The sequence below is a fragment of the Helicobacter cynogastricus genome (genome assembly GCF_900197855.1).
Taxonomy (GTDB): Bacteria; Campylobacterota; Campylobacteria; order Campylobacterales; family Helicobacteraceae; genus Helicobacter; species Helicobacter cynogastricus.
The window spans coordinates 20,924-44,373 of record NZ_FZMQ01000009.1 but is presented as its reverse complement, the minus strand read 5'-3'; the positions used below and the strand labels follow the sequence as shown (position 1 = coordinate 44,373).

19 protein-coding genes and 1 rRNA gene are annotated in these 23,450 nt (G+C 44.1%); 7 read left to right on the top strand and 13 right to left on the bottom strand.

Translation table 11 applies throughout. The annotated features are described in order from the left end of the window. A 23S ribosomal RNA gene (locus C6H00_RS05100) occupies nucleotides 1-1,852 on the bottom strand; the annotation flags it as partial. Nucleotides 1,853-2,216: 364 nt separating this feature from the next. On the opposite strand from C6H00_RS05100, the gene C6H00_RS05095 reads away from it, so the two are divergent. Genes C6H00_RS05095 through C6H00_RS05070 form a run of 6 tightly spaced genes read left to right on the top strand, consistent with a single transcriptional unit; the run spans nucleotide 2,217 to nucleotide 8,816 of the window. Continuing rightward, complete coding sequence (locus tag C6H00_RS05095; protein ID WP_104749940.1) at nucleotides 2,217-3,635, top strand: 4Fe-4S binding protein; 1,419 nt, start codon at nucleotides 2,217-2,219, stop codon at nucleotides 3,633-3,635. Between the two features lie 2 nt (nucleotides 3,636-3,637). Next, nucleotides 3,638-4,240: a molecular chaperone TorD family protein gene (locus C6H00_RS05090; protein ID WP_324728552.1), complete on the top strand. Its 603-nt coding sequence runs from the start codon at nucleotides 3,638-3,640 to the stop codon at nucleotides 4,238-4,240. Nucleotides 4,241-4,249: 9 nt separating this feature from the next. After that, nucleotides 4,250-4,459, top strand: a complete 210-nt coding sequence (locus C6H00_RS05085; protein WP_104749938.1) for a hypothetical protein — start codon at nucleotides 4,250-4,252, stop codon at nucleotides 4,457-4,459. Between the two features lie 18 nt (nucleotides 4,460-4,477). Continuing rightward, on the top strand, nucleotides 4,478-7,288 hold the full coding sequence (locus C6H00_RS05080) for a formate dehydrogenase subunit alpha (RefSeq protein ID WP_104749937.1): 2,811 nt from the start codon (nucleotides 4,478-4,480) through the stop codon (nucleotides 7,286-7,288). A gap of 1 nt (nucleotide 7,289) precedes the next feature. Beyond that, nucleotides 7,290-7,931 carry a formate dehydrogenase FDH3 subunit beta gene (fdh3B, locus tag C6H00_RS05075; protein WP_104749936.1) on the top strand — a complete coding sequence of 214 codons (642 nt, stop codon included), beginning with the start codon at nucleotides 7,290-7,292 and terminating at the stop codon, nucleotides 7,929-7,931. A gap of 9 nt (nucleotides 7,932-7,940) precedes the next feature. Beyond that, complete coding sequence (locus tag C6H00_RS05070; RefSeq protein ID WP_104749935.1) at nucleotides 7,941-8,816, top strand: formate dehydrogenase subunit gamma; 876 nt, start codon at nucleotides 7,941-7,943, stop codon at nucleotides 8,814-8,816. A gap of 41 nt (nucleotides 8,817-8,857) precedes the next feature. Here C6H00_RS05070 and C6H00_RS05065 read toward each other — a convergent pair whose 3' ends face one another. Then, the gene (locus tag C6H00_RS05065) at nucleotides 8,858-10,084 is read right to left on the bottom strand and encodes a hypothetical protein (protein WP_104749934.1); all 1,227 of its coding nucleotides are present in this window, start codon (nucleotides 10,082-10,084) and stop codon (nucleotides 8,858-8,860) included. 74 nt (nucleotides 10,085-10,158) lie between these two features. Here C6H00_RS05065 and C6H00_RS05060 point away from each other — a divergent pair, with 74 nt between their 5' ends. After that, nucleotides 10,159-10,377 (top strand): YdcH family protein, encoded by a 219-nt coding sequence (locus C6H00_RS05060; protein WP_104749933.1) that lies wholly within the window; start codon nucleotides 10,159-10,161, stop codon nucleotides 10,375-10,377. Here C6H00_RS05060 and C6H00_RS05055 read toward each other — a convergent pair. The 11 genes from C6H00_RS05055 to C6H00_RS05005 form a co-directional block, all read right to left on the bottom strand. Further along, the gene (locus C6H00_RS05055) at nucleotides 10,374-11,204 is read right to left on the bottom strand and encodes a J domain-containing protein (protein ID WP_199769192.1); all 831 of its coding nucleotides are present in this window, start codon (nucleotides 11,202-11,204) and stop codon (nucleotides 10,374-10,376) included. The genes C6H00_RS05060 and C6H00_RS05055 overlap by 4 nt on opposite strands. A 17-nt stretch (nucleotides 11,205-11,221) precedes the next feature. After that, complete coding sequence (locus C6H00_RS05050; RefSeq protein ID WP_104749932.1) at nucleotides 11,222-12,592, bottom strand: MATE family efflux transporter; 1,371 nt, start codon at nucleotides 12,590-12,592, stop codon at nucleotides 11,222-11,224. A 91-nt stretch (nucleotides 12,593-12,683) separates the two neighbouring features. Further along, nucleotides 12,684-13,073, bottom strand: coding sequence for a 30S ribosomal protein S9 (gene rpsI, locus C6H00_RS05045; protein WP_104749931.1), 390 nt, complete (start codon nucleotides 13,071-13,073; stop codon nucleotides 12,684-12,686). After that, nucleotides 13,070-13,501, bottom strand: coding sequence for a 50S ribosomal protein L13 (rplM, locus tag C6H00_RS05040; RefSeq protein ID WP_104749930.1), 432 nt, complete (start codon nucleotides 13,499-13,501; stop codon nucleotides 13,070-13,072). Before rplM ends, rpsI begins: the two co-directional genes overlap by 4 nt. A 73-nt stretch (nucleotides 13,502-13,574) precedes the next feature. Continuing rightward, entirely contained in the window at nucleotides 13,575-14,036 is a 462-nt protein-coding gene (locus C6H00_RS05035; protein ID WP_104749929.1) for a hypothetical protein, read from the bottom strand. Between the two features lie 6 nt (nucleotides 14,037-14,042). Next, a complete protein-coding gene (polA, locus tag C6H00_RS05030; protein ID WP_267891997.1) occupies nucleotides 14,043-16,574 on the bottom strand; it encodes a DNA polymerase I in 2,532 nt (843 codons plus the stop codon). Between the two features lie 2 nt (nucleotides 16,575-16,576). Beyond that, a complete protein-coding gene (thyX, locus tag C6H00_RS05025; protein ID WP_104749927.1) occupies nucleotides 16,577-17,206 on the bottom strand; it encodes an FAD-dependent thymidylate synthase in 630 nt (209 codons plus the stop codon). Beyond that, entirely contained in the window at nucleotides 17,206-18,462 is a 1,257-nt protein-coding gene (locus C6H00_RS05020; RefSeq protein WP_233704428.1) for a type 1 periplasmic-binding domain-containing protein, read from the bottom strand. The genes thyX and C6H00_RS05020 overlap by 1 nt, the downstream gene beginning before the upstream one ends. 53 nt (nucleotides 18,463-18,515) lie before the next feature. Next, complete coding sequence (gene aspA / locus C6H00_RS05015; protein WP_104749925.1) at nucleotides 18,516-19,928, bottom strand: aspartate ammonia-lyase; 1,413 nt, start codon at nucleotides 19,926-19,928, stop codon at nucleotides 18,516-18,518. A gap of 64 nt (nucleotides 19,929-19,992) precedes the next feature. Beyond that, on the bottom strand, nucleotides 19,993-22,815 hold the full coding sequence (gene ccsA / locus C6H00_RS05010; RefSeq protein WP_104749924.1) for a cytochrome c biogenesis protein CcsA: 2,823 nt from the start codon (nucleotides 22,813-22,815) through the stop codon (nucleotides 19,993-19,995). Beyond that, the gene (locus tag C6H00_RS05005; protein WP_104749923.1) at nucleotides 22,805-23,440 is read right to left on the bottom strand and encodes a SoxW family protein; all 636 of its coding nucleotides are present in this window, start codon (nucleotides 23,438-23,440) and stop codon (nucleotides 22,805-22,807) included. Before C6H00_RS05005 ends, ccsA begins: the two co-directional genes overlap by 11 nt. Between the last annotated feature and the right edge of the window lie 10 nt (nucleotides 23,441-23,450).

Below are 23,450 nucleotides of genomic sequence, written 5' to 3'. Positions count from 1 at the left end.
CTTAACCTTCGAGCACCGGGCAGGCGTCACACCTTATACTTCCTCTTACGAGTTGGCAAAGTGCTGTGTTTTTGGTAAACAGTCGGGAGGGACTCTTTGCTGAGACCTACTTGCGTAGGCACACCTTATCGCGAACTTACGGTGCTAGTTTGCAGAGTTCCTTAAAGAGAGTTCTTCCACGCGCCTTAGAATACTCATCTCATCTACCTGTGTCGGTTTGCGGTACGGACAATTGCAACTAAACTTAGAGACTTTTCTTGGCACGATAGTATCAGTGATTCTCTTCTTAGTCCGAAGACCTTAAAGAGCCTGTCAGGTTTCAAATACAGGAGCGGATTTGCCTCTCTCCCAATCTACACCCTTCGACTAGCACTTCCATCAGCTAGCTCACCTAACTTTATGCGTCCTCCCATCGCACATTGCAATTGGTATAGGAATATTAACCTATTTCCCATCGCCTACCCCTTTCGGACTTGGCTTAGGACCCGACTAACCCTACGATGACGAACATCGCGTAGGAAACCTTAGATTTACGGCGGATACGATTCTCACGCATCTTATCGCTACTCATTCCTGCATGCTCACTTCTGTGCGCTCCAACACTCCTTACCGGTATGCCTTCAACGCTGCACAGAACGCTCTTCTACCACTGCTCCTAAGAGCAATCTACAACTTCGGTGTCTATCTTAGCCCCGTTATATTTTCAGCGCATGATCACTAGACCAGTGAGCTGTTACGCTTTCTTTAAAGGATGGCTGCTTCTAAGCCAACCTCCTGGTTGTTTGAGTAACCACACATCTTTTTCCACTCAGAATAGAACTTGGGGACCTTAGTTGGTAGTCTGGGTTGTTTCCCTCTTGACGATTGATTTTATCACCCACCGCCTGACTCCCAAGATACAACAAAAGGTATTCGCAGTTTGACAGGGTTTGGTACTGCGGCGAGCAGCCCTAGCCCAATCAGAGCTCTACCCCCTCTTGTTATGACTTGAGGCTATACCTAAATATATTTCGAAGAGAACCAGCTATCACCAAGTTTGTTTGGCCTTTCACCCCTATCCACAGCTCATCCCAGCCCGTTTCAATGGGCACGGGTTCAGTCCTCCACAAGCTGTTACACTCGTTTCAACTTGGCCATGGATAGATCACTTGGCTTCGGGTCTGCAGCGTCTGACTAAAGCGCCCTATTCAGACTCGCTTTCGCTACGGCTCGTTTTCACTTAACCTTGCCAGACACCACAACTCGCAGGATCATTATGCAAAAGGCAGTCCATCACCCTGATAAATCATAGGGCTCTGAATGATTGTAAGTAGATGGTTTCAGGTTCTATTTCACTCCGTTACCCACGGTTCTTTTCACCTTTCCCTCACGGTACTTGTGCGCTATCGGTGTAGTAGTAGTATTTAGGGTTGGAGAGTGGTCTCCCCGGCTTCAGCCCGGATTTCCCGTGTCCTGGCCTACTCTGGATACGACTATCTAGGGTTTTTCTTTCGCATACAGGGCTATCACCTTCTATGGCTTGCTTTTCCAAGCAACTCTGCTAGATAAACCCCTTGAATGTTGTCGTCCTCAACCCCGAGTGCAAGCACCCGGTTTGCCCTGTTCCCCTTTCGCTCGCCACTACTCAGGGAATCTCGTTGATTTCTTTTCCTCTAGCTACTGAGATGTTTCACTTCGCTAGGTTCGCTCTCTAAAAATAGAGTAATCCATATTGCTATGGATTGGGTTGCCCCATTCGGACATCTGCGCATCAATGCTTCTTGACAGCTCCACGCAGCTTATCGCAGTCTAGTGCGTCCTTCATCGCCTCTACTACCCAAGGCATCCACCATCTACTCTTAACATCTTGTTTGTTTCAGTTAGCATATCCGCTAAACTGCCTTGATAAGATTTCTACCGCCTTATTGAGTATAATTCTTTGGCTTTGTAGTTTTTACCTTTACATAGGCTATTGACAATAACAAGTCAAAAAACACTAAGCAAAGACTTTCCAGCGACACACTCCAAAAACGCACCTCTTAGGCAAAACCTCAAAAACACGCTTCAAGAAAAAGCCTTCAAGCCATTCACATTTGCTTAGGCAAAAGCGCATTATATCGGTGGAAAGCTTAAGGGGGGCTTAGGGGATTATTCTTTCGTGAGGAAAACTTTTTGAATTTTACCAAACACTCAAACAGGTACAATACTCATTTAACTAAACATCTTAAAATGTGTCCATGTTTGAATTTGTCTATATAAGGAACTCTGCTTATCCAGATGTGCCCTTGCACGATCACATTGAGGTTTTAGAGCATATGGGCGATGGGGTGGAATGTGTGGTGTCTAATATGCCCTTTAGCGGGGCTAAGAGGGTGGCTAGGGAAATTAATTTTTTAATTGAAAATAGCGCACAAACTCCTTTAGAACTCGCCCAAAGTCTTAGCCTAATCTATGAGGCGCATGGATTACAATTTGATCTGGATCGCACCCACCACGCCCCCACGCCAGAGGGCTTGTTGAGCGAATTTTTTAGCTACGATAAAGAGATTTGCCAATACCACCAACGGCGCATAGAGTGTTGTGCCAAGTGTAGCGAGGTCTGCCCCACTGAGGCAATCACTAAATTAGACCCTCAAATTGCCCAAGATAAGGGCATGGAATGTGCGGACAACCGCCATTTGATCATTGACCACCAAGCTTGTATTGATTGTGGTAAGTGTATTAGTGTGTGCCCTAGTGGGAGCTTGAGTTATGGGGGTTTTAATTTGGAGTGCGTCCAAGAGGTGGCTAAACTCTATAGGGGTTATATCCCCCTTTTGCTCGATCACCAAGCAGAGTTACCCAGCACCCCGCTTAAAAAAGAGATTTTACCCCTCTGTGTCAACCTCAATATCTTAGAACAGGTCGCCCTACTCACTCTTTTACAAGAGAGCGGGGCGCAGGTGGTGCTGTATGCGCCCCAATTAGAGGAATTGAGTATAGGCACTCTGCAGAGCGTGGCATTACTCAATGGCATTTATGCCAAACTCTACCAACAAGAGGCGATCTTGCTGGCTAGCGATTTGCAGGGCTTGCAAACATGTTTGCAGCGCGCCCAACGCCTAGAATCCACCCACTTCACCCCCCCCACCACCCCCACACGCACCAAGCGGGATATATTTGCCAAGCGCCTAAAGCACGCCATAGGGCAGGGGGATTATGGGCGCGTGCCCTCTGCTAGTTTTATCCGTTATGGGCATATAGAGATTAACTCTAATTGCACGCTGTGCCTCTCTTGTGTGGGGGCGTGCAACACGGGAGCACTTAGCGTAGATGGCAACGCCTATACTTTACTTTTTAACCCCAGTTTGTGCACCACTTGCGGGTATTGTGAGGCGACCTGCCCTGAAAAGGATTGTTTGCACTTGGAGCGCGATGGGATCGCCCTAAATCCCGCATACTTTGTCCCCAAAATCATGGCGCAAGATAGCTTGTTTAAATGCAAAATGTGCGCTAAACCCATTGGGACCACTAAGAGCGTGGAGAAGATCGCAACAATTATGATCCCTAGATTTCAAGGCGATGCGCGTAAAATCGCCACCCTTTACGCCTGCCCTGATTGCAAGGTTAAAATCATGCTAGAAGACATGCTAGACATCAATTCTATTTTAAAATGAATATGGATTGCAATCTCACCTATGCGCGCGCGCTTTACTACCGCCTATGGCATTACATGGTGGTGTTTGTGCAAAATGAGGTCATTTTTGATGAACTCAAAGCCCTAGCCAATCACCTAAAAGACTTCCCCTTTGATCCCAACACAGCGCAAGGCTGGCAAGAGTTGCATGCCTTTTTGCAACAAGGACTAGAGCCCTTTAAGGAGGAGCAAAACGCGGTGTTGTTCTCTCCTAGCTATCATCTTGTGCCCTTGAGCGCGTCTTATTATTTAGAAGGTCAGGACAATGGCAAAAAACGCCTAGAAGCTATCGCACTTTTAAAGCAATCAGGTTTACATCTAGAGAGCCACACGATCACTAGCCCTGTGGCTGAGGATGATTTAGCTTTTTTAACTCTGATGATGAACGCGTTTTTACAACAACTCTTAGAGGATCAGGGCTTTTTTAGCCTGCATGAAAAACTCTTTAAAGACTTTTTCCATCTCTTTGGCGATGCCTTTTTAGATGCGCTCCAAGAGCACCCTAAAAGCCTATGTTATCAAAGCTTCGCTATAATTTTGGGTGCATTTATGCAACATGAGAGGTTGTTTTTCAACCTAGTTTAGGAGGTTGTCATGGAGAATAGACGCGAAGCTCTTAAAAAGCTGGGAGTGCTGGGCGCGGGGGCTTTGGCTGGGCAGAGCCTATTAGCCACCATGCCTGAAAAACCCTTTAGGAATACCGATCCGGATAGTCATGGCGTGGTGGTGGGCAAGAGCAATAAAAAAGAGATTCTTTATCACAAAACCCCCGCTTGGGAGATTTTTTATAAAAGCGTGTGGTAGTTTGAGAAAGGAAGTAACATGGGTAAGTTAAGTCGGCGTTCTTTTTTAAAAATGGGCGCAATTGGGGCTGGGGCTGGGGCAACTCTGGCCTTTGCCAACACCAAAGCGAGCAAAAAAGAAGATAAGGTCATTGATCCTAATGAGGGAGTCAAAAGAGTTAAAACCATTTGTAGTATCTGTTCGGCAGGCTGTGGGATCATCGCTGAGGTCAAAGATGGGGTGTGGATACGCCAAGATGTCGCCCAAGATCACCCCATTAGTGCGGGCAGCCACTGCTGTAAGGGCGTGGATCAAATTGACTTAGTCAAGTCTAAAATGCGCCTCAAATACCCCCTTAAAAAAGAAGGTGGGGTGTGGAAGCGCATTAGCTACGAGCAAGCCATCGATGAAATCAGCGCGAAAATGCTCAAAATGCGCGAAAAATACGGGCCTGATAGCATGATGTTTATGGGGAGTGCTAAAATGAACTCCCAACAGGCCTATTACTGGCGCAAGTTTGCCGCCTTTTATGGGACGAACAATATCGATCATGTAGCCCGCATTTGACACAGCACCACAGTCGCCGGTGTGGCGAATACATGGGGTTATGGTGCGATGACAAACCACTTTGGGGACATTGTCGGGCATTCTAAAGCGATCTTGATGATCGGGCTTAATACGGCTGTGAGTAATCCTATTGGCTTTAAGCATTTCTTGCAAGCCAAAGATCGCAATAATGCTAAACTCATCGTGATCGATCCGGTCTTTACCAAGAGCGCAGCTAAGGCAGATATTTATGTGCGCATTCGCTCAGGAACTGATATTGCCTTTATTTATGGCATGTTGCATTTGATCTTTAAGCATGGCTGGGAGGATAAAGAGGTCATTAAAAACCAAGCTTTTGGGATTGATGAAATCAAAAAAGAAGCCCTCAAATACACGCCCGAAGTGGTGGAAGATATTACGGGTGTGCCCGCTAGCCTGCTGATTCAAACCACGCGTGTTTTTGCCACCGCTAAACCCGCTACTTTGGCTTGGGCACTTGGGATCACCCAGCATAGCGTGGGGAGTGGGAACACGCGCATGCTCTCCATCTTGCAACTCGTGCTAGGCAATATGGGCAAAAAGGGCGGGGGTTGTAATATCATCCGCGGGCATGATAATGTGCAGGGCTCTACGGACATGTGCTGTTTGGCAGACAATTTGCCCGGCTATTATGGTCTGAGTGAAGCCAGTTGGCGTTATTATGCCAAGTGCTGGGGGGTGAGCTTTGAGAGTTTGCAAAAACGCTTTTTTGCCCCCGAGTGGATGCACCAAAAGGGCTTTAGTATCTCACTTTGGCATGAGGGCGTGTTGCAAGAAGCTAAAACCCACTCTAGCGCCCCCATTAAGGGGCTTTGGGTGCAAGGAAATGGGGTGAGTTCCCTCGCGCACAATGTCAAAATGGCGCAAGCGATGGAAAAGCTGGATTTAATGGTGATTGCCGAGCCCTTCTTAAATGAGGGGGCGATCCTCACAGATAAACCCGATGGAATCTATGTCCTGCCTGTGGCGACTCAATTTGAGTGTGAGGGGATTGTAGTCGCCACGAATCGGGCTGCGCAGTGGCGATCCCAAGTGGTTAAACCCCTCTATGAAGCCAAGCAAGATCACGAACTCATGTTTGAAATGGCTAAGAAGTTTGGGTTTTATGAGGAATACACCAAAGCCCTACTCTGTGATTTTGATCAAAATGGGGAATTGGTGCAGGTGCGCAAAAGCTTTAGCTGGCCCGAAGACGCCACAAGAGAGATCGCGCGCACGGTCAAAGTGATCGGACTTGGGGGCTGGACACCTGAGCGGCTCAAAGCCCAACAGGAAAATTGGCATATGTTTGATTACATCAGCCAAGAGGGCTATGGGCCTATGAAGGGGCAGTATTACGGCTTGCCCTGGCCAGCTTGGACACCAGAGCACCCGGGCACGCCCATACTCTATGACATCAACACCCCCACCAAGCAGGGGGGCATGGGCTTTAGGGCGCGCTTTGGGGAGGAATACAAGGGGCAGAGTTTATTAGCCGATAAGAGTGTTACAATCAAGGGATCGGCGATTAAGGGGGGTTATCCTGAGATCACTAAGGCTAATATTGAAAAGGTGCTAGGGATCAAGCTTAGCGACCATGAGCGCGCCATTATGGGGGATAATTGGAAGGTAGACACCAGCGGACTCATTCAGAAAAAATGTGATGAAAAAGGCGTGTGTGTCTATGGGAATGCCCGGGCGCGCGCCATTGTGTGGAATTTTATCGATCAAATCCCCTTGCACCGCGAACCCTTGCACTCCCCGCGTCCGGATTTAGTGCAAAAATACCCCGCCATTAAGGATCAAGTGAATAACTTTAGGGTGGATGTGCGCTTTATCAGCGAGCAGACCAAAGAGGAATGGGCAAAAGAGTTTCCTATTGTGCTAGCTTCTATGCGCTTGGTGAATTTGAGCGGGGCGGGCATGCTGGAGCGCACAAGTAAGTATCTATCCCACATCACGCCCGAGATGTTCTGTCATATCCACCCGGATTTGGCACTCAACCACGGAATTAAAGATGGGGAAATGATGTGGGTGCACTCGCCCGAGGGGACTAAAATTAAGGTCAAGGCGATCTTTAGCCACTCAGTAACTCCCGATCGCATTTGTATGCCCTATAGTTTTGCCGGGATTTTACAGGGTGTGGACTTGAGTCATCGCTATCCTGAGGGCACCAAGCCCTACACCATTGGGGAGAGCTCGAACACGATCACCAATTACGGCTTTGATCCAGTAACCCAAATCCCTGAGTTTAACGCCGGCTTGTGCCGCATTGAAAAGGCTTAACATGGCAACAAATTTAGCACCTGCAAAACAAATCCCCAATGCCAACCGCATGAAGTTTTATTGCGATGACAACCGCTGTATTAGTTGCTTTGCCTGCTCTGTAGCCTGTTCGCACTCTAACGATCTAGAGGTGGGGCTTAATCGGCGCAAGGTCATTACCCTTTATGAGGGGATAGAGGGCAAGGAAAAGTCTATCTCGATCGCTTGCCAGCACTGCACAGACGCGCCCTGTGCGCAGGTGTGCCCTGTGGATTGTTTTTATATCCGCGAGGATGGAATTGTGCTCCACAATAAAGAAACCTGTATTGGGTGTGGGTATTGCCTGTATGCCTGCCCCTTTGGTGCACCCCAATTCCCCAGAGACGGGGCTTTTGGCGTGCGCGGGGTGATGGATAAATGTACCATGTGTGCGGGCGGACCTGCACCCACGCACTCTAAAAAAGAAATGGAGCTTTACGGGGTCAATCGGATCGCCAGTGGCCAAGTGCCCATGTGTGCGGCGACTTGTTCGACTAATGCGCTTCTAGTGGGCGATGCGCTGAGTATCGCGGATATTTATAGACGGCGTGTCATGGCCAAATACGCCAACGCTCAAGATGCACAGACTAAAGCCACACAACAAATACAGGGCGCAACGCCTTAAGGGGGCATTATGAAAAAAGGCATTTTTTTAATCGGCTCCAGCTTGGGCGCACAGAGCACCCCTCTAGATCAAGAGCGCATTTTAGGCATTCTGTCCTATGGGCAGAGAGATACGACCAAGCTAGGCGAGCTTTGGACACTTTGGCAGGGGCATTATTTTTTATGGCTCTTTTTAGCCATGGTGCTAGGAGTTACCTTTGCTTTTCTTTTGCACTATCTGGTCATTGGTCCCAAAAAATTTGCCCATAGTGGTCAAAAAGTCCCCTTTTTTAGCCTGTTCAACCGCATTATCCACTGGGTAGCAGGAATTAGCTTTATTTTGCTCGTGCCTACCGGGCTAATCATGATCTTTGGGGATTTCTTTGGGGGCGGGGCGTTTGTGCGCTTTTGTAGAGTTATGCATAGCGTGGGCTGTGTGATCTTTATGGTGGCGGTGTTGCCCATGTTTTTTATGTGGTTTAAGGACATGATCTTTAGGCTAGCAGACATCAAATGGTTAGTGATCATGGGAGGCTATCTCTCCAAAGAGAAAAAGCCCGTGCCGGCGCATAAATTCAATGCGGGGCAAAAAACTTGGTTTTGGATCGCCACTTTGGGGGGGTTAGTGATGATTGCTAGCGGGCTTATTTTGTATTTCAATACAGCAGATTTGAGCGCGATCGCTGGCTTTTTTGGGCTTTACCAAATCTCGCTTTTGCGTTTAAGCGCGCTGATACATAACTTTTTAGGACTGGTGCTCGTGGGCTTTTTTATTGTGCATTTATATATGTCCATCTTTGCCATTAAAGGTTCTTTACGCTCCATGATCGATGGGCAAAAAGAGCTTGAGGAGGTCAAAATCTTGCACAGCTTGTATTTGAAAGAAAGGGGCAAGTTACATTCTTAGAAAAGGCTAGTCTACTTGATAGAAGTGTGGTGTGTACGACCTTAGTGTCTTTTGCGTTGGAGGAAATTTAGGAGGTCGTAGCTGTCTAGAGAGACGGTGAAGTAGACCTGATAAGAGTCATAGATTTGAGTGTAATTGCTCATGGTATTGTAAACAAATTGGGTTTTGATACTTGCAAAAGAGCTTCTAAATTCGTAGTAAATATCTAGGCGGTTATAAAGAGGCGCTTGGAAAAAGGGGACACCGCGGTAAATGGGAGTGGGGCAGTAATCTTTTGAGCAGATGAGGTTGACATTTCCGTATCTATCATAGAAAAAATCTTCGCCATGCTTGCTCACAAAGAGCAGATCGCTTAGACCAAAGCCTTTATATTGGGCGTGGCCTTCTACAAATAAGCCTGTGCCTACCTTGAAAGGCACATCAATACCGCTTTGGCGCAATCTCTCCAAGTCGCCCAAAACACCTAGTGATAAATTTAATTTTTGCATGAAGGGAAGAGCGTTGAGCAAATCGGTTTTGGCATAAAGCTGGTAGTAAAATCTGTCTAAAAGATAGACAGAGCCTGCAGTTTTTCCTACATGAGGGAGAGATGGCCAGTTGAGCAGAAACTGATCTTCCACATGGAAAAGTTGCGCATTACCTCCTAAAATAAAAAACCTTTTGAGAGCAGAGAGTTCGCTATAAGCCGTAAAACTAAAGCGATCCATCGCATTGCCCAAAGAATTACGCCCATATTTGCAGGTATAGCAATTCCCTCCAAACCAATCGAGCAAAAATTCAGCTTCAACATGGGTATTTTTGTAGGGATTATTGGGAGGATTATATTGGAGTAAAAAGCCCCGAGCATTAGGGTCGATAAACCAATAATAGGGAGCAAAGACATTGAGAGGGTAATGACCAATGAGGTATTTTCTAGGAAAAATACCCCCATAAAAATTAAAGGAGCGTCCTCTGGCTTGGTAATAAATAGTAGGGCCCCATTTGGAGGGAAAATTCATTTGATAAGTGTGGAGATTTTGGAAAAGAAAAGCTCCTACCATCACTTTTTGCTCTACAGAACCTAAATTGAAAGCAAAACCCACCTCTGGAGTTAAACGCGTGCTTAAAGTGGTGTTGGTATTATACCAGTAGGGAGTTGAACCTTCATGATCCATGATAAAAAGATTGAGGCCAAGGTTATAGCGCAAATAATCCTTAAAGCCCTGCGCTTCGCTAAGAATTGCAAATATAAGCGTAAAAATATAGACACGCACAAGTGTCCAGCTCATCCATATCCTTTTAAGCCGATGAAAAAGCCCATTATACTATAATGCCTACGCAATATTTAGCATAAGGATAGCGCATGTTCCACGAATATAGAGACGAGATCAAGGCATTGAAAAATAAAAATCCTCACTTCAATAAAATTTTTGAGGAACACAATGCTTTGGACGATGAGATCTCCACTTTAGAGACACACAACGCAGATGATCTGAAAGTTTCCACTCTCAAGAAAAAGAAGCTACATCTTAAAGATGAAATCTTTCATATGATTCAGGAGTATAAGGCAGGATTGATTTAGAGTTGTTTCAAAATTCCGTAAGCCTCTACAATTTCCAAAAAGCGTTGTTTGTAGAGGCTCGAGTCTGTTGTGCAAGCATCGGGGTGGTAGAGTTTAGCTAGTTCTAGGTAGCGGTGTTTGATTTCTTCCTTTGAGTGCATGACCCCTAAGCCTAGCGTACGTAGAGCTTTTAGAATGACTTCCTCTTGTCTTGTTAGATAAAGTGCCTGAGTGGGATAGATGAAGTGGATGCAGGCGTGCTTAAAATAGGAGTTTTGAAGTGCCATGAGAGGCTCAAGCGCGTCTAGATGGGCGTGGGTTTCATGCAAAAAATCACTCTTATTGCTTTTATCCTCAAAGGGAGTTTCTAGCAGGATATGAGGTGCAAAAAGACTCTGCAAAAATTCCCTTGCAAGAAAGTGTGTGTAATAGAAGACCACTCTTGAATGTAGATAAATCGCTTGAATCTCAATTTTGTGCACTAAGGCAAAAACAAAAGCATGGTGGTATTGTGAGCTCTCTTTGAATACAACGGGAAGATGCGCATGAGCTAAAATTTTCTCCAGAAGAAGTTGAGCATCTAGCTGGTTGTAGAAAGGATGTAGTGCGTATTTAGCATAAAAGAGACGATTAAGTAGATAGGTTTTTTTTAGACTCTGATCTTCTAGTAAAATCAGAGTATGTTTAAATTTGACATGTTCCCTAAAGTGTTTTTTGATGTAAAGAGTCGCTTGCTCGTAAAGGAAGGGTTCAAGACAAACCTCTATAAACTGATCAGAGGCGGGTACTTGTTGATTATAAATAAGCGAGGGCACAACCCCCCTACGGATCTTAGTTTTGATTTGCATATGCTAATTATAACACTCTAACCTAGTCTATTCTTAAACAAGCCCATAGAACCAAATGTCCCCTTCTTGATTTCATAACGAATCACCAGTATCACCACCATTAAGGCTAAAAACTGCGAAAGAGGGTAAGTGGCCCAAATCCCTGCTAAACCATAAAAATGACTAAGAATAGGGAGCAAAATTGCAATAAAGAGAATTGTTTCGCAAATCGTGATCAAGAAGGCACTTTCTGTACGCTGAATAGATTGAAAAAACACCGCACAAAAGAGATTGATTCCTAGAAGAATATGTCCCAGATAATAGATATTCATGGCATGCTTGGTGTCCTGCACAAATAAGCTATCTCCTAACATGCGTTCTTGATCGATATATAATTTGATGAGGTGGTGATCAAAAAGATAGAACACAACATAGAGTCCCACCCCCATAAAAAACGCCGCCTTTAGACCGAATCTGAAAGCCATCTGCAAGCGATCCAAATATCCTGCTCCATGACTAAAGCTGGCAATGGGCTGAATGGCTTGACCAATGGAGAGTAAAGTTGTCCAAAAAATAATCCCATTGTACATAATGATCGCATACATCGAGACTCCCCTTTCTCCTGCAGTTTTCATGATAATCCAGTTAAAAAGTAGCATCACGATTGCAACACTTAGCTCTGAGACACTCTGAGGTAAGCCACTTTTTGCAGAAGAGATAATGCTAGCCCAGTTAAAGCGGCGCACAAAATAAAGCTGGCCTCTCTTGAATAAAAAATGAGACATAAGAACACAAAAACCCACTGCATGCCCGGTAACCGTGGCAATAGCACTGCCATGAATACCCACTTCAAAAACATAGAGCAAGAGATAGTTAAAAAGTACATTTGTGAAAGAACCTATTAACATGGCAATCATAGCTAAAGCAGGCCGTTTATCGTTGACCACAAAAACATCAGCTAAAGGATGTAAAACCATAAAAATAGCACCCATCAAAATCACTTTAAGGTAAATAGATGCCATAGGCAAGAGCAGATCGCTACTGCCCAACATTTTGGCAATAGAATCGCTAAAGGGCACTAAACTCCAACTAATTAAAATGATGCTTATAGCAACGAAATAAAACACGGAGCTGAAAACTAAGCGCGCCCGTTTGGCTTGGTTTTTGCCTAAAAAATAAGAGGCGATTGAGGCAGCCCCCAATCCAAAAAGCAATTCAAAGGCAATTAAAGTAGGGAATATGGGCCAACACACTCCAATAGCAGCAACAGCATTTTGTCCTAACTTGTTTCCTACAAACATACCATCAATCATAGAATAAGTTGAAAGCGAGATCATAGAAAAGGCAAGGGGGATAAAGTAGTAAAAAAAGAGTTTAAAAATGGAGTCTTTGTGAAGATCGATAGCCATCGGCCACCTAGTACCGGTTAAAGTTTAGAATCATCAAGCAACCCGTTAAAAAGGGTCCAACAATAGGACACAACCCCCTCCCTCATACGCCCTAGCGTTTGGAGAATTGAGGGCTACGGCGCGCCTTGCGTTTCCCATATTTTTTACGCTCCACAACTCTAGAGTCGCGGGTGAGCAATCCTTTAGGCTTTAAAATAGCCCTAAAGGCGACATCATAAAGATTGAGGGCTTTAGAAATACCATGTCTTAAAGCCTCTGCTTGGGCACTATAGCCTCCTCCAAAAACTACCGCCTTTACACTCACTAAACCTTCTTGCTTGGTGAGTACCAAAGGTTGCATCACTTTCATCTTGATGGATTCGTGTCCGCCCAACCAAGCATTAAGATCCATTCCATTAATATCTAAAGTCCCACCTCCAGAAGTCAGCCAAACTTTGGCGATAGCACTTTTGCGCTTCCCTGTAGCGTAAACCTTATTCATTGGGCATCCTTCTTAGAAACTTGAGCTGTGTGAGGGTGCTTCTCATCTTTATAAACCTTCAATTTTTTAATCATGGCGCGCCCGAGTTTAGTTTTGGGCAACATTCCCCGTACGGCTAAATAAAAAAGCTTTTCGGGGGTTTTCTCAAGCATTTCCTCTAAAGTCTTGCTTTTAGTGCTTCCAAAATAACCCGAATGAGTAAAATACTCTTTATTCTGCAATTTCATGCCTGAGAACTTAACTTTGCTCGCATTGATCACCACAACAAAATCCCCACAATCAACATGGGGAGTAAAGTAGGGATGGTGTTTGCCTCTAAGCAGAGTGGCTACGTGTGTGATAAGCCTGCCAAAGACTTGATCTTTGGCATCGAGCACCACCCAGTTGCGTTTGATCTGCGTGCTTTTCATGGATTTAGTGAGTTGCATTACAATCCTTATACAAATATCAAAACGGGTATTCTAGCACCAAAAATTTATAGATAGCTGAATTTAAGTCAAATCAAAGGAGTCTTTGGCGCATTTGGTAGAGCAGTGCCCGCTGACTCTGCTTATCTAAATGGTAGCGTTTGTCATAGGCATTTTGCACGGCGATTTTAAGAATATCAAGTTGATTTTTATAGGAATCACCTTCCCATATATCTAGCACAAAGCGATAAAGCTGGATATTTTGCACTAAAAGTTCAAAAACGCGAGTGCGATCTTTAAGATAGAGGGCTTCATTGGTACGATAATCCACGACATTAATGACAATTCTTTCAAAGATTTTAGGCGCAAGTCTAGGAGGCATTGTCTTATAGACATAGTTTTTTAACTCTTCTAATTGGGCTTCTAGGTCAAAATTGTTAGAGAAGACCAACACACCCAAGATCAAGATTTGAGCATTAAGTTTTTTACTTAAAAGCCGGGTTTGCCACCTGATCAACCATTTACGCACTCTTGACATTTTCAAAGTGTTGTTCATGTGTGCTTAAGAGTCCTTGAGTTCTCCCCAATGAGTGCCATAACCCGCGTTGCATTCTAAAGGGACTTTGAGAGGGTAAATTCCCTCCATGATAGCCTTGACTTCTGAGGCGATTTGGGATACCTGCGCTTTGGGGACTTCTAAGATAATTTCATCATGGACTTGTACGAGCATTTTGGCTTGAGGATACTTGGCAATGTGCGCGTCCACTTCAAGCATGGCAAGTTTGACTAGATCGCTAGCACTTCCTTGAAAAAGAGTGTTCACGCCCTCTCTGAGATATTCAGCCTGCAGTCTAGGGTTGGCTTTAGAAAAATCAAAATGTCTCTGATGTCCTAAAAGGGTAGTGATTTTGCCCTCCTTGAGAATCTGCTCTTTGAGTTTCTCTAGGAAGCTTTGCACACTAGGGAAAGTGTCAAAATAATGCTCAATATGATCCTTGGCCTCTGCCTGACTAATTTTTAGAGTTTGTGCCAAGCGTTTAGACCCCATGCCATAGAGAAGAGCAAAATTAATGCTTTTAGCAATATGACGTTTTGCAGGGTTTTTAAAGAGGGCTAGAGCGGTGTTAAGGTGGATGTCCTCCCCTTGCAAAAAGGCTTCAATCAGGCGCACATCGGCACTAAAATGCGCTAAAAGCCGTAGTTCAATCTGAGAATAATCTAATCCCAGTAACATCAAATCAGACGCGCTGGGCACAAAGCCTCTAGCAATTTTGCGCCCCAGTGCGCTACGCATGGGAATATTTTGTAAATTAGGATGCGCGCAACTCAGCCTAGAGCTCGTGGTGGTGTGCTGGTAAAAAATACAATGAATCTTGCCCTGCTCACTTTGAGCTAGCAGGGGTTCTACATAAGTGGATTGAAGTTTAAAAACTTCTCTGTAAGTGAGCAAATCCTGCAGGAGGGCGTAAATGTTAATGTCCTGAACATGCTGACCCTGATAGGTTTCTTGAAGATTCCTTAGACTACTTTCATCTGTAGAAAACCCTGTTTTGATCTTTTTAACTCCCTTGATTTCTAATTGGAGTTCCTCATAGAGGAATTGCGCCCATTGTTTAGGTGAATTGACATTAATGGGGCGTTTGGCGTGCGCATGAACGCGTTCTTCCAAATCTTGCAAATCTTTTTGAAATTCTCTTTGGAGTGTCTGAAAATAATCTCTATCTACACTAAAGCCATGTGTTTGCATTTTCAATAAAAGGGTTAGAATGGGGTATTCTAGGTTATGAGCTAAATTAAAAAGAGCGGGGTTTAGCGCGGTTTTGTAATGTCTGTAAGCGGTGGCAATCAGCTTTACATGGCTGGCTAAATTTTCTAGTGTGGGCAGACCTAAGGTAACCCCAAAAACACGCCCCAATGCGATAATACTAGCTTCTAAGTTGGCATTATCTAGCCAAGCCAAGATAGCGACATCTTCATAATTTTGATGGGTATCCCAACCCAAAAGGCTAAAAACTTCTTTGATTTGATAACCTACAAGTTTACGCGTATAAAGGGTTTCTAGGCATTTAGAGGCTTGTGAGTGGGCTAAATCCAAATAAAAACACTCCGTGCTAGGCTCAATGCCTATAATGGCCAAAATCTGTTGTGATCCCTGTTTGGCAATTTGCAGAACACATGTAGAGGTTTCTAGCAAAACATTTAAAACTTCTTGGGAAGTATGGCAAGAGAGGGTGGGTGTTTTAAAGAGGGATTTAGAAGTGGTTTGTTTGAGCACACTAAACATTTCATAATATTCTAACGCTTCTGTAATGTGTAACAGGGGATTTTGGTTAGGGAAAGGTTTTAGGGATGGAGGTGCACTAAAGAGTGAAGTTTCTAAGGTGGCAAGCTGGCGGCTTAGAAAAGCTTGTTGTTTATCCCTCAAAAGAGCTTGATGTAATTTTGAAGAAAGTTTGATAGGCAACATTGCTTGACTCTCTAGGGCGTGGTAGAGACTTTCCAAATTCCCAAAAGTTTGAATAAGTTTAGAGCCGTAAGTGTGCCCTATCCCCTCAACGCCCTTATAACCATCACTACTATCCCCTATTAAACCTTGATAATCCCTAAATTGATGTGGGTAGATGCCATATTTATCTAAACATTCCTCCACACCCCTAAGAGTCCCATTAGAAGGATCGCACAATAAAATACGAGGACTAACCAGTTGGAAAAAATCTTTATCCATGCTTAAAATACGCACATCGGCTTTGGGGAAGATATGACACAAACTAGCAATCACATCATCGCTTTCATAACCGGGCACACTAAAAGAATCAAGACCCATCGCCTCAATCCACTCAAAGATAATGGGGAGTTGTTCCTCAAGTCCGGGGGGCGGGGTGCGGTTGGCTTTGTAAGTGGGATAAAGGGTTTTACGGCGGTTTTCCTTACCCTCTAGGGCAAAGACAAGGTGATCGGCTTTTAATTTGTAAACCTGTTGCACCACGCGCACAAATGCGCTTAACCAAGCCGTGTTAATACCCTTAGAGGTCTGCAAATCCCGCAAATGATAATAAAACTTAAAAAGAAGACTAAAGGTGTCTACTAGATGGATTCTCAGTAAGAATCCTTCAAGCAGGCTTCAAAAAGGTATTTGTGATCCTCGGGGAGCGTGTCAAAGATGTTAAAGGCGAGTTGTCGGATTTCCCAAAGGGCCTTAGTGTCTGTGCGCAAAGAGAGAAAATTTTGCAAACTGCGCGCATTGATACTAAAAGCCAAACTTGTTTTATAACTCTCTGGCATAGCAAACTTAGCATAATCATTTTTAACATGGCTAGTGATGAGGAGGCGTAAATTCTCCAAAGCCTGCACGCTAGCTAAATCCACAGCTTCTACCCCCGTAAAGACTAAGAATTTTTGTGCCCGCTCTAAATTTTCTGACTCAAGGGGTAAAAAACTTTCTTCTTTTTTGAGCTCGCTTAGAGTGTAGCGACTAGATTTAACCGAAAAGCTTGCCATTCTATGGCGTGCGAGTTCTTGTAGGCACGCTCGGCTAATATCTATGATTTCAAAGTTGTAAAAGAGGTGTTCTAAGGTCGAGTTGTGGCGATATTTGTTGGCTACGCGATCAATAAGCTCCAAATCTTTACGCCCCCCTCCATCACTATAGGAAAAACTCTGATAACAGGTGCGAATCGCCTCATAGCAACAACTCAGCGGGGTAGCGTGTTTGAGGGTTACTTGCATTATTCTTCTTCCTCGTCATTTTGCTCCTCTAACAGGAGGGGTTCATTCACGGGGGGGCGATTAAAGGTAACGGGCACGAAACTCAAATCTTTAGACGTGTAAATTGTGTTGGTGTAAATAATTTGCCCACTTAACAAGGGTTCGGAAAAATAACGCGCCTGAATGCCATAGGTGCGTACCAACATGTTTTCTAAAGCATCCACGCTTGTATATCCGATCCAATCATAAGCTAGATTCACGCCCAAAATTAAAGCGTATTGACTCAAATAGGGGTTGATTTTGCCAATAGCACTGGCAATATAAAGATTGCGACGATCTTTGGGTTGGGTGAGCATGAACAGCGAGAGATTAAAATTGATCTGTGAGGAGAGTAACATTTGTGGACCATTATCCAACATGCTAATTTGAGAAAGCAAAAGACCTGTTTTAACTACAGGAGTGTTGAGCATTACCACTGCATTTCTGAGATACTTGGCTTGAGTTTTTAATCCAAAAGAAAAGCTACTTGCTTTCTTAAAAGTGATAGTGTCCTCATAAAGAACGGGTGCTCCTAAATCACGCAAACTCTTAGCTAACATTTCGCCTCTAAAACTATCATCATTGTAGATCACAAGGGGTTGTCGTTGGCTCAAATCCACTAACATGGCCATCTGTTGGGCAAAATCAATCCCAGCAAAACTTAAAGTAGAAGGGAGATCAACGAGCCATTGAAGTTGGCTTTTATGGACACTAGGGATAATGGTCGGCAGAGTGAGAGGAGTTTTAGAGATGAGATTTTGCACCCCATTTTGCGTAAGCAGGGCAATAACAAAGGGGAAATTTTGACTAGCAATTTCTTGATAAGCGCGTTTGAGACTATCTGGATCTTCTTGTTTGCTATCAAAAACTTTAAAAACAAAATTTTGTTCTTTGAGTGCTAAATAGGCTAAAATCGCGTTAATGGCAGTGTTGCTGTACTTGCCTACCACATCTCTGGGCACAAGTAAAGCGACTTTATAGGGGATGTCCCTTTGAATCTCTGCTCCTGCGTTCTGAGTTGTAGCAATAGGACGAGGGTTGAGAATATCGCTCACAATGGCGTAATCGTCTTTAATTTGGGCATCACGAGCACTAAGTCGGGTTTCTGAGGTGCGTGCCATGAAAGAAAATATCTGCCCGTCTGCATAGAGTTTTTTCAAACAATCGTCATTACACGGATCAAGAGGCATAACGATTTGAATAACTGGGGGCAGGGGAGAGAGAAGGCGGGGCCTCACCTTTGCATGCAAGCTGAAAGTGAGGGCGGCAAATACAAGAGGCAGGAATTGCATTAGTCTTTATGCTTTTTGAAAATATGAGGGCTAACCATGTTGTCTGGTTGGAAAATTTCAGCGAGTTGCTCTTTTGTCAGAAGTTTGCGTTCTAAAACAATGTCTTGGACAGATTTACCAGTATCTAGGGCTTCTTTGGCAATGGAGGCAGATTTTTCATAGCCGATGTGTGGGTTGAGGGCAGTTACAATGCCTATGCTATTAAAGACATAGTCATGGCAGATTTTCTCATTAGCCGTAATCCCATTAATGCATTTTTCTACTAAAGTGCGCATCGCGCGATTGAGCATGAGGAAAGAATGGAAGAGTTTGTAGGCAATCACGGGTTCAAAAACATTGAGTTGTAACTGCCCACCCTCAGCTGCCATCGATACCGCTAGGTCATTGCCAATTACAGAGAAACAAACTTGATTGACCACCTCAGGGATGACCGGATTTACCTTACCGGGCATAATAGAGCTACCCGGTTGCATGCGGGGTAAATTGATTTCATTCAAACCCGCACGAGGTCCAGAGCTGAGTAGCCTAAGATCGTTACAGATTTTAGAGAGTTTGATCGCCACGCGTTTGAGCGCACCGCTCACTTGGACATAAGCCCCTGTACTTTGACTAGCTTCAATGAGATCGTGGGCGATGGTAAAAGGCCTGCCTGTAACCTCTTGAATTTTCTTTTCAACAATGCGTTTGTAGTCTGGATGAGAATTAATACCTGTACCAATAGCTGTCCCACCCAAATTGATCACACGAGTCCAATTACGCGCATCTAAAATGTGTTGGATGTCCTTTTCTACCATAGAAACAAAGGTCTCAAATTCTTGCCCTAAGGTCATAGGCACGGCATCTTGAAGTTGAGTGCGCCCCATTTTGAGGACATGGGCAAATTCTTTTGCCTTTTTAGCAAATGCATCTTTGAGTAATTTAAGGATTTGGGTCATGTGATCTAGGCGTTCATAAATGGCAATTTTAAGCGCACTAGGATAGGTATCATTTGTGGATTGAGAGCGATTGACATGATCGTTGGGATGGCAATACTGGTACTCGCCCTTTTTATGCCCCAAATATTCTAGCGCGACATTGGCGATCACCTCGTTCATATTCATGTTGGTGCTTGTGCCCGCTCCCCCTTGAATCATGTCTACTACGAATTGATCTTGATATTCGCCATCAATAATCTTATCGCAGGCATAACAAATCGCGTCTTTAATCTTGATGTCAATCAAGCCTAGTTCGGCATTAGCAAGAGCTGCGGCTTTTTTAACTTGAGCAAAGGAGCGGATGAAAATGGGGTAGTTTAACAGCCGATCGTGGGTGATATTAAAATTCTCCACCGCGCGCATAGTTTGAATCCCATAATAGACGCTATCATCAATCTCCATTTCGCCGATAAAATCGTGTTCTTTCCTAGTTGCCATAAATCTCCCTTTTTAAAGAATTTAAACGCTCTATTCTAACCATTTAAAATTAACATGTTTGCATTTAAATTTTAGCCATTACTAGCTGGCGTTTCCAACTTGCCCAAATAATCAAAATTAGCGTGAAAGCTATGAAAAAATACAGAAAACTAGGGATAGGCACAGGATCGCCAGCTGCGTAGCTGTGCATGCCTGAAAGATAGTAATTTACCCCAAAATAGGTCATTAAAATCGAGTAAAAACCGACCACGCTCGCACTTGCAAAAACAAAAGGCATGAACTCAAAACGCAAAAATCGTAGGTGCAAGATCACCGCATAGACAGCAATGGAGATGAGTGCCCAAGTTTCTTTAGCGTCCCAGCCCCAATAACGCCCCCAAGACTCATTAGCCCAAACTCCGCCTAGAAAATTGCCCACGGTGAGCATTAAAAGCCCCAAGATCATCGCCATCTCATTGATCGCGCTCAAAGAGAGGATCGTATTATCCACATTTGGCCTTTTGGGGCTTCTCATAATAAATAAAATGAGAGTTAAGACTCCTAGAATGAAGCACAGACCTAAAAAGCCATAGCTAGCCGTGATGATGGAAACATGGATATTGAGCCAATAGGATTTGAGCACGGGGACTAAATTGCCAATTTGAGGGTCCATAAAGCCCAAATGCGCCACAAAAAGAGCAATTCCTCCCAAAAAGCTAGAAGCGCACAGAGCCAAATTAGAGCGCAAAATAAGCCCGGCAAGTACGGCTGCCCAAGAGATATAGAGCATGGACTCGTAAGCATTGCTCCAAGGAGAATGCCCACTCACATACCAGCGCAAGAGCAACCCGATCGTGTGGGCTAAAGCACACAGAGCTAATAGGGCGTAAAAACTCCAATGCACCCACGCGTGCGGAGGTTTATTTTTAAAGATAGCCACTAACACCACGACTAAGAGACACAGACCTAAGAGCAAATAGGGCAGAGTGAGGGTGTTAAAAAAATTGCTGTGATTTAAAAAGATTTCAGCATCCACCTTAGAGGATTTGAGATAAAGGGAGCTGTGTTCTTGTTGGTAAGTAGCTAGAGCTTTGAGGGTTTTATGTAAATTGTCCCATTTATTAGAGTCCACACCCGCATCAAAGCCCACAAAAAGCGCGCGTAAAAACGCCCTCGCCTCTTTGACTAAATCTGAATCTTGACTTTTGATTGCATCGGCAGGAGAGAGCCAAGTATTTCCACTCTTGTCTGGGAAGATTTTCAAAATCGCCCCACTAAAGATCATATAAACTAAATTCACGCGCTCATCGACATGTAAAACATCTTTATCGAAAGTATCGCGGTCCTTAGGGGCTTTTTGATTGATTTCTTCAACATAATTTTGTAACTTATAACCATGTGGATCAAAAACATCAATGAAAGCCACCCGCTTTTGACTCTTAGGCACACCTAGAATTTGGCGCAGGCGGGGCGTGGCGACATAGATCATTTTGATATTCTTATAATCATCTGGATAGAGCATCATGCCCAGCATAACCTGAATATTGTCCATGCCCTTAAAGCCATCTTCTTTGGTGATCTTGTGGATGAGGTCTATGCTCAAAGTGTCTAGGGGTTTAATCCGCCCCTCAAAACCTTGAATTTGGAGTCTTTGGAATAGTCCTAATTGCCCCTTAGAATGCGCTTTAAGATTTTTCATCCGCTTGATAATGGCAGCACGCAGAAGCGCGTTTTTTTTCTTCTCAAGACTTGCCTTACCCATATTGTCTAGGGGTGTGGACGCGCTTTTGCCCCCGTGCATGTCTATCAAGCCTTCTTCAGCGTGTAAATATGATCCAAAGGAAATAAACAAGCAGACCAACAGCCACCCGGCAATCTTTTGATTTTTAAGGAAAAGGGACAATCTTTGAAAACGCCCACTCTTGGAGAAAAGAAGAATGATGGCACCCAAAATTAAAATACTATAGCCCAAATAGGTAACCCCCTTGCCCGGATCCCGATTAACAGAAAGAATTGTACCCTTTTCATCGCGATCATAGGAGCTTTGAAAAAAGCGATATCCGCCGTAATCCAGCACATGATTCATAAAAATTCGATAGGGTTTGATGAGCGCGCCTTTTTCATCTAAGATCTCAACCTCAGAGGCATAAGAAGAGGGGCTCATTGATCCGGGGTAGCGATCTAACTCAAAGTGTTTGAGTTTGAGCGCAAAGGGGAGTTTTTTGGTGGTTACTCCCCAATTGATAGCAATTTGCACGCCCTTAAAGTCTGCCTGCACATCCTCGCTCACAATTCCGCTTCCCCCCACGATTTGATAAGTCTGACTCTGTCCCTCATAGCTAACTTTAAGAGTTAAAAGGGCGCGGTTATCCTTCTTTTGAGTGGTCATTTTGCGCACGCTCAAAGGCTCGATATGCAGAGGTTTTCCATAAACTTCTAAAGTTTGGGTGGGGAGGTGCTTAGAAAAGGGAGAAAGCCCACTTTTGAGCGCAAAACTTAGAGGCGAAGTGTCTTGCTTGGAAACATGAATATTTAAATAGGTGTCTGTGGTAGTGATAGTGTTGCTTGTGGCATCCTCTCTAATATGCATAGTCGCCTCAAAGCCAAAGAAACGCGTAATGCCCGCACCTATAATAATAATCACTAAGGCACTATGAAAAAACAAACTTGCCCATCGTTTTCTTTGTAAAGCCTTAGAGGCGATCATAGAGCCTATCACAAGAATAAGCAAATAAACATGCAAAGCATTAAACCACCAAGTGTGATAGACTACAGCCTGAGCAGCTGGAGTGCCATAATCATTTTCAATGAAAGTTGCTATCGCGCAGGCGGTGGCGTAAGTGATCATCACCGGAATTGCCGTCCAAAAGGAGGCAAAGAAAAAATTAAGCAGTGTTTTAAGCGGCATTGAGTTCCCTAGTGCGTTGGCGGATATAATCACGCAATTTTTCTATAAATTCTTTGTCATTGCTAATTCCTTTGTGTAAACCCTTACCTACAAATTCCAAAACGGCCAAGAATTGCTTGTAGGGCATGTAGCCAGGAAGCTCATAAATGGTCTTGCCCTCAGGGTTGGCAAATACGATGGTGGGAGTGGAGTTAACCTCGTAGATTTGGGCTAATTCTGAGGTGGGAAATTTATATTCCTTGCTTTGTTTAGCAGTTCCTACCTTGAAAGTGTGCATCTTAGAATAACTGATATTGATGTAATAGGCGCTGTAATGGGTTTTGATAAAATCCCTAAGATTACTATGTTTTTTAATATCCTGTTTAAGCAACTCGCAATAAGAACACCCATTTTTACCAAAAACAAGCAACATGTACTTGCCATTAGGCGTGATAAACTTGGTGTCTAAAAATACATCTTCTAGGCCCGCATAACTCTGCTTATCTAAATTATTCGCCTCTTCTTGGGCTTCTTTAGAAAAACCTGTGCCTGAGCTGATCATGTCCTCATTAATCTCATCGCTCTTGGCCATGACCACATGGACTCCTAGTATCAAGCTGAGCAACATTAGAAACACATAACGCATATAAATCCTT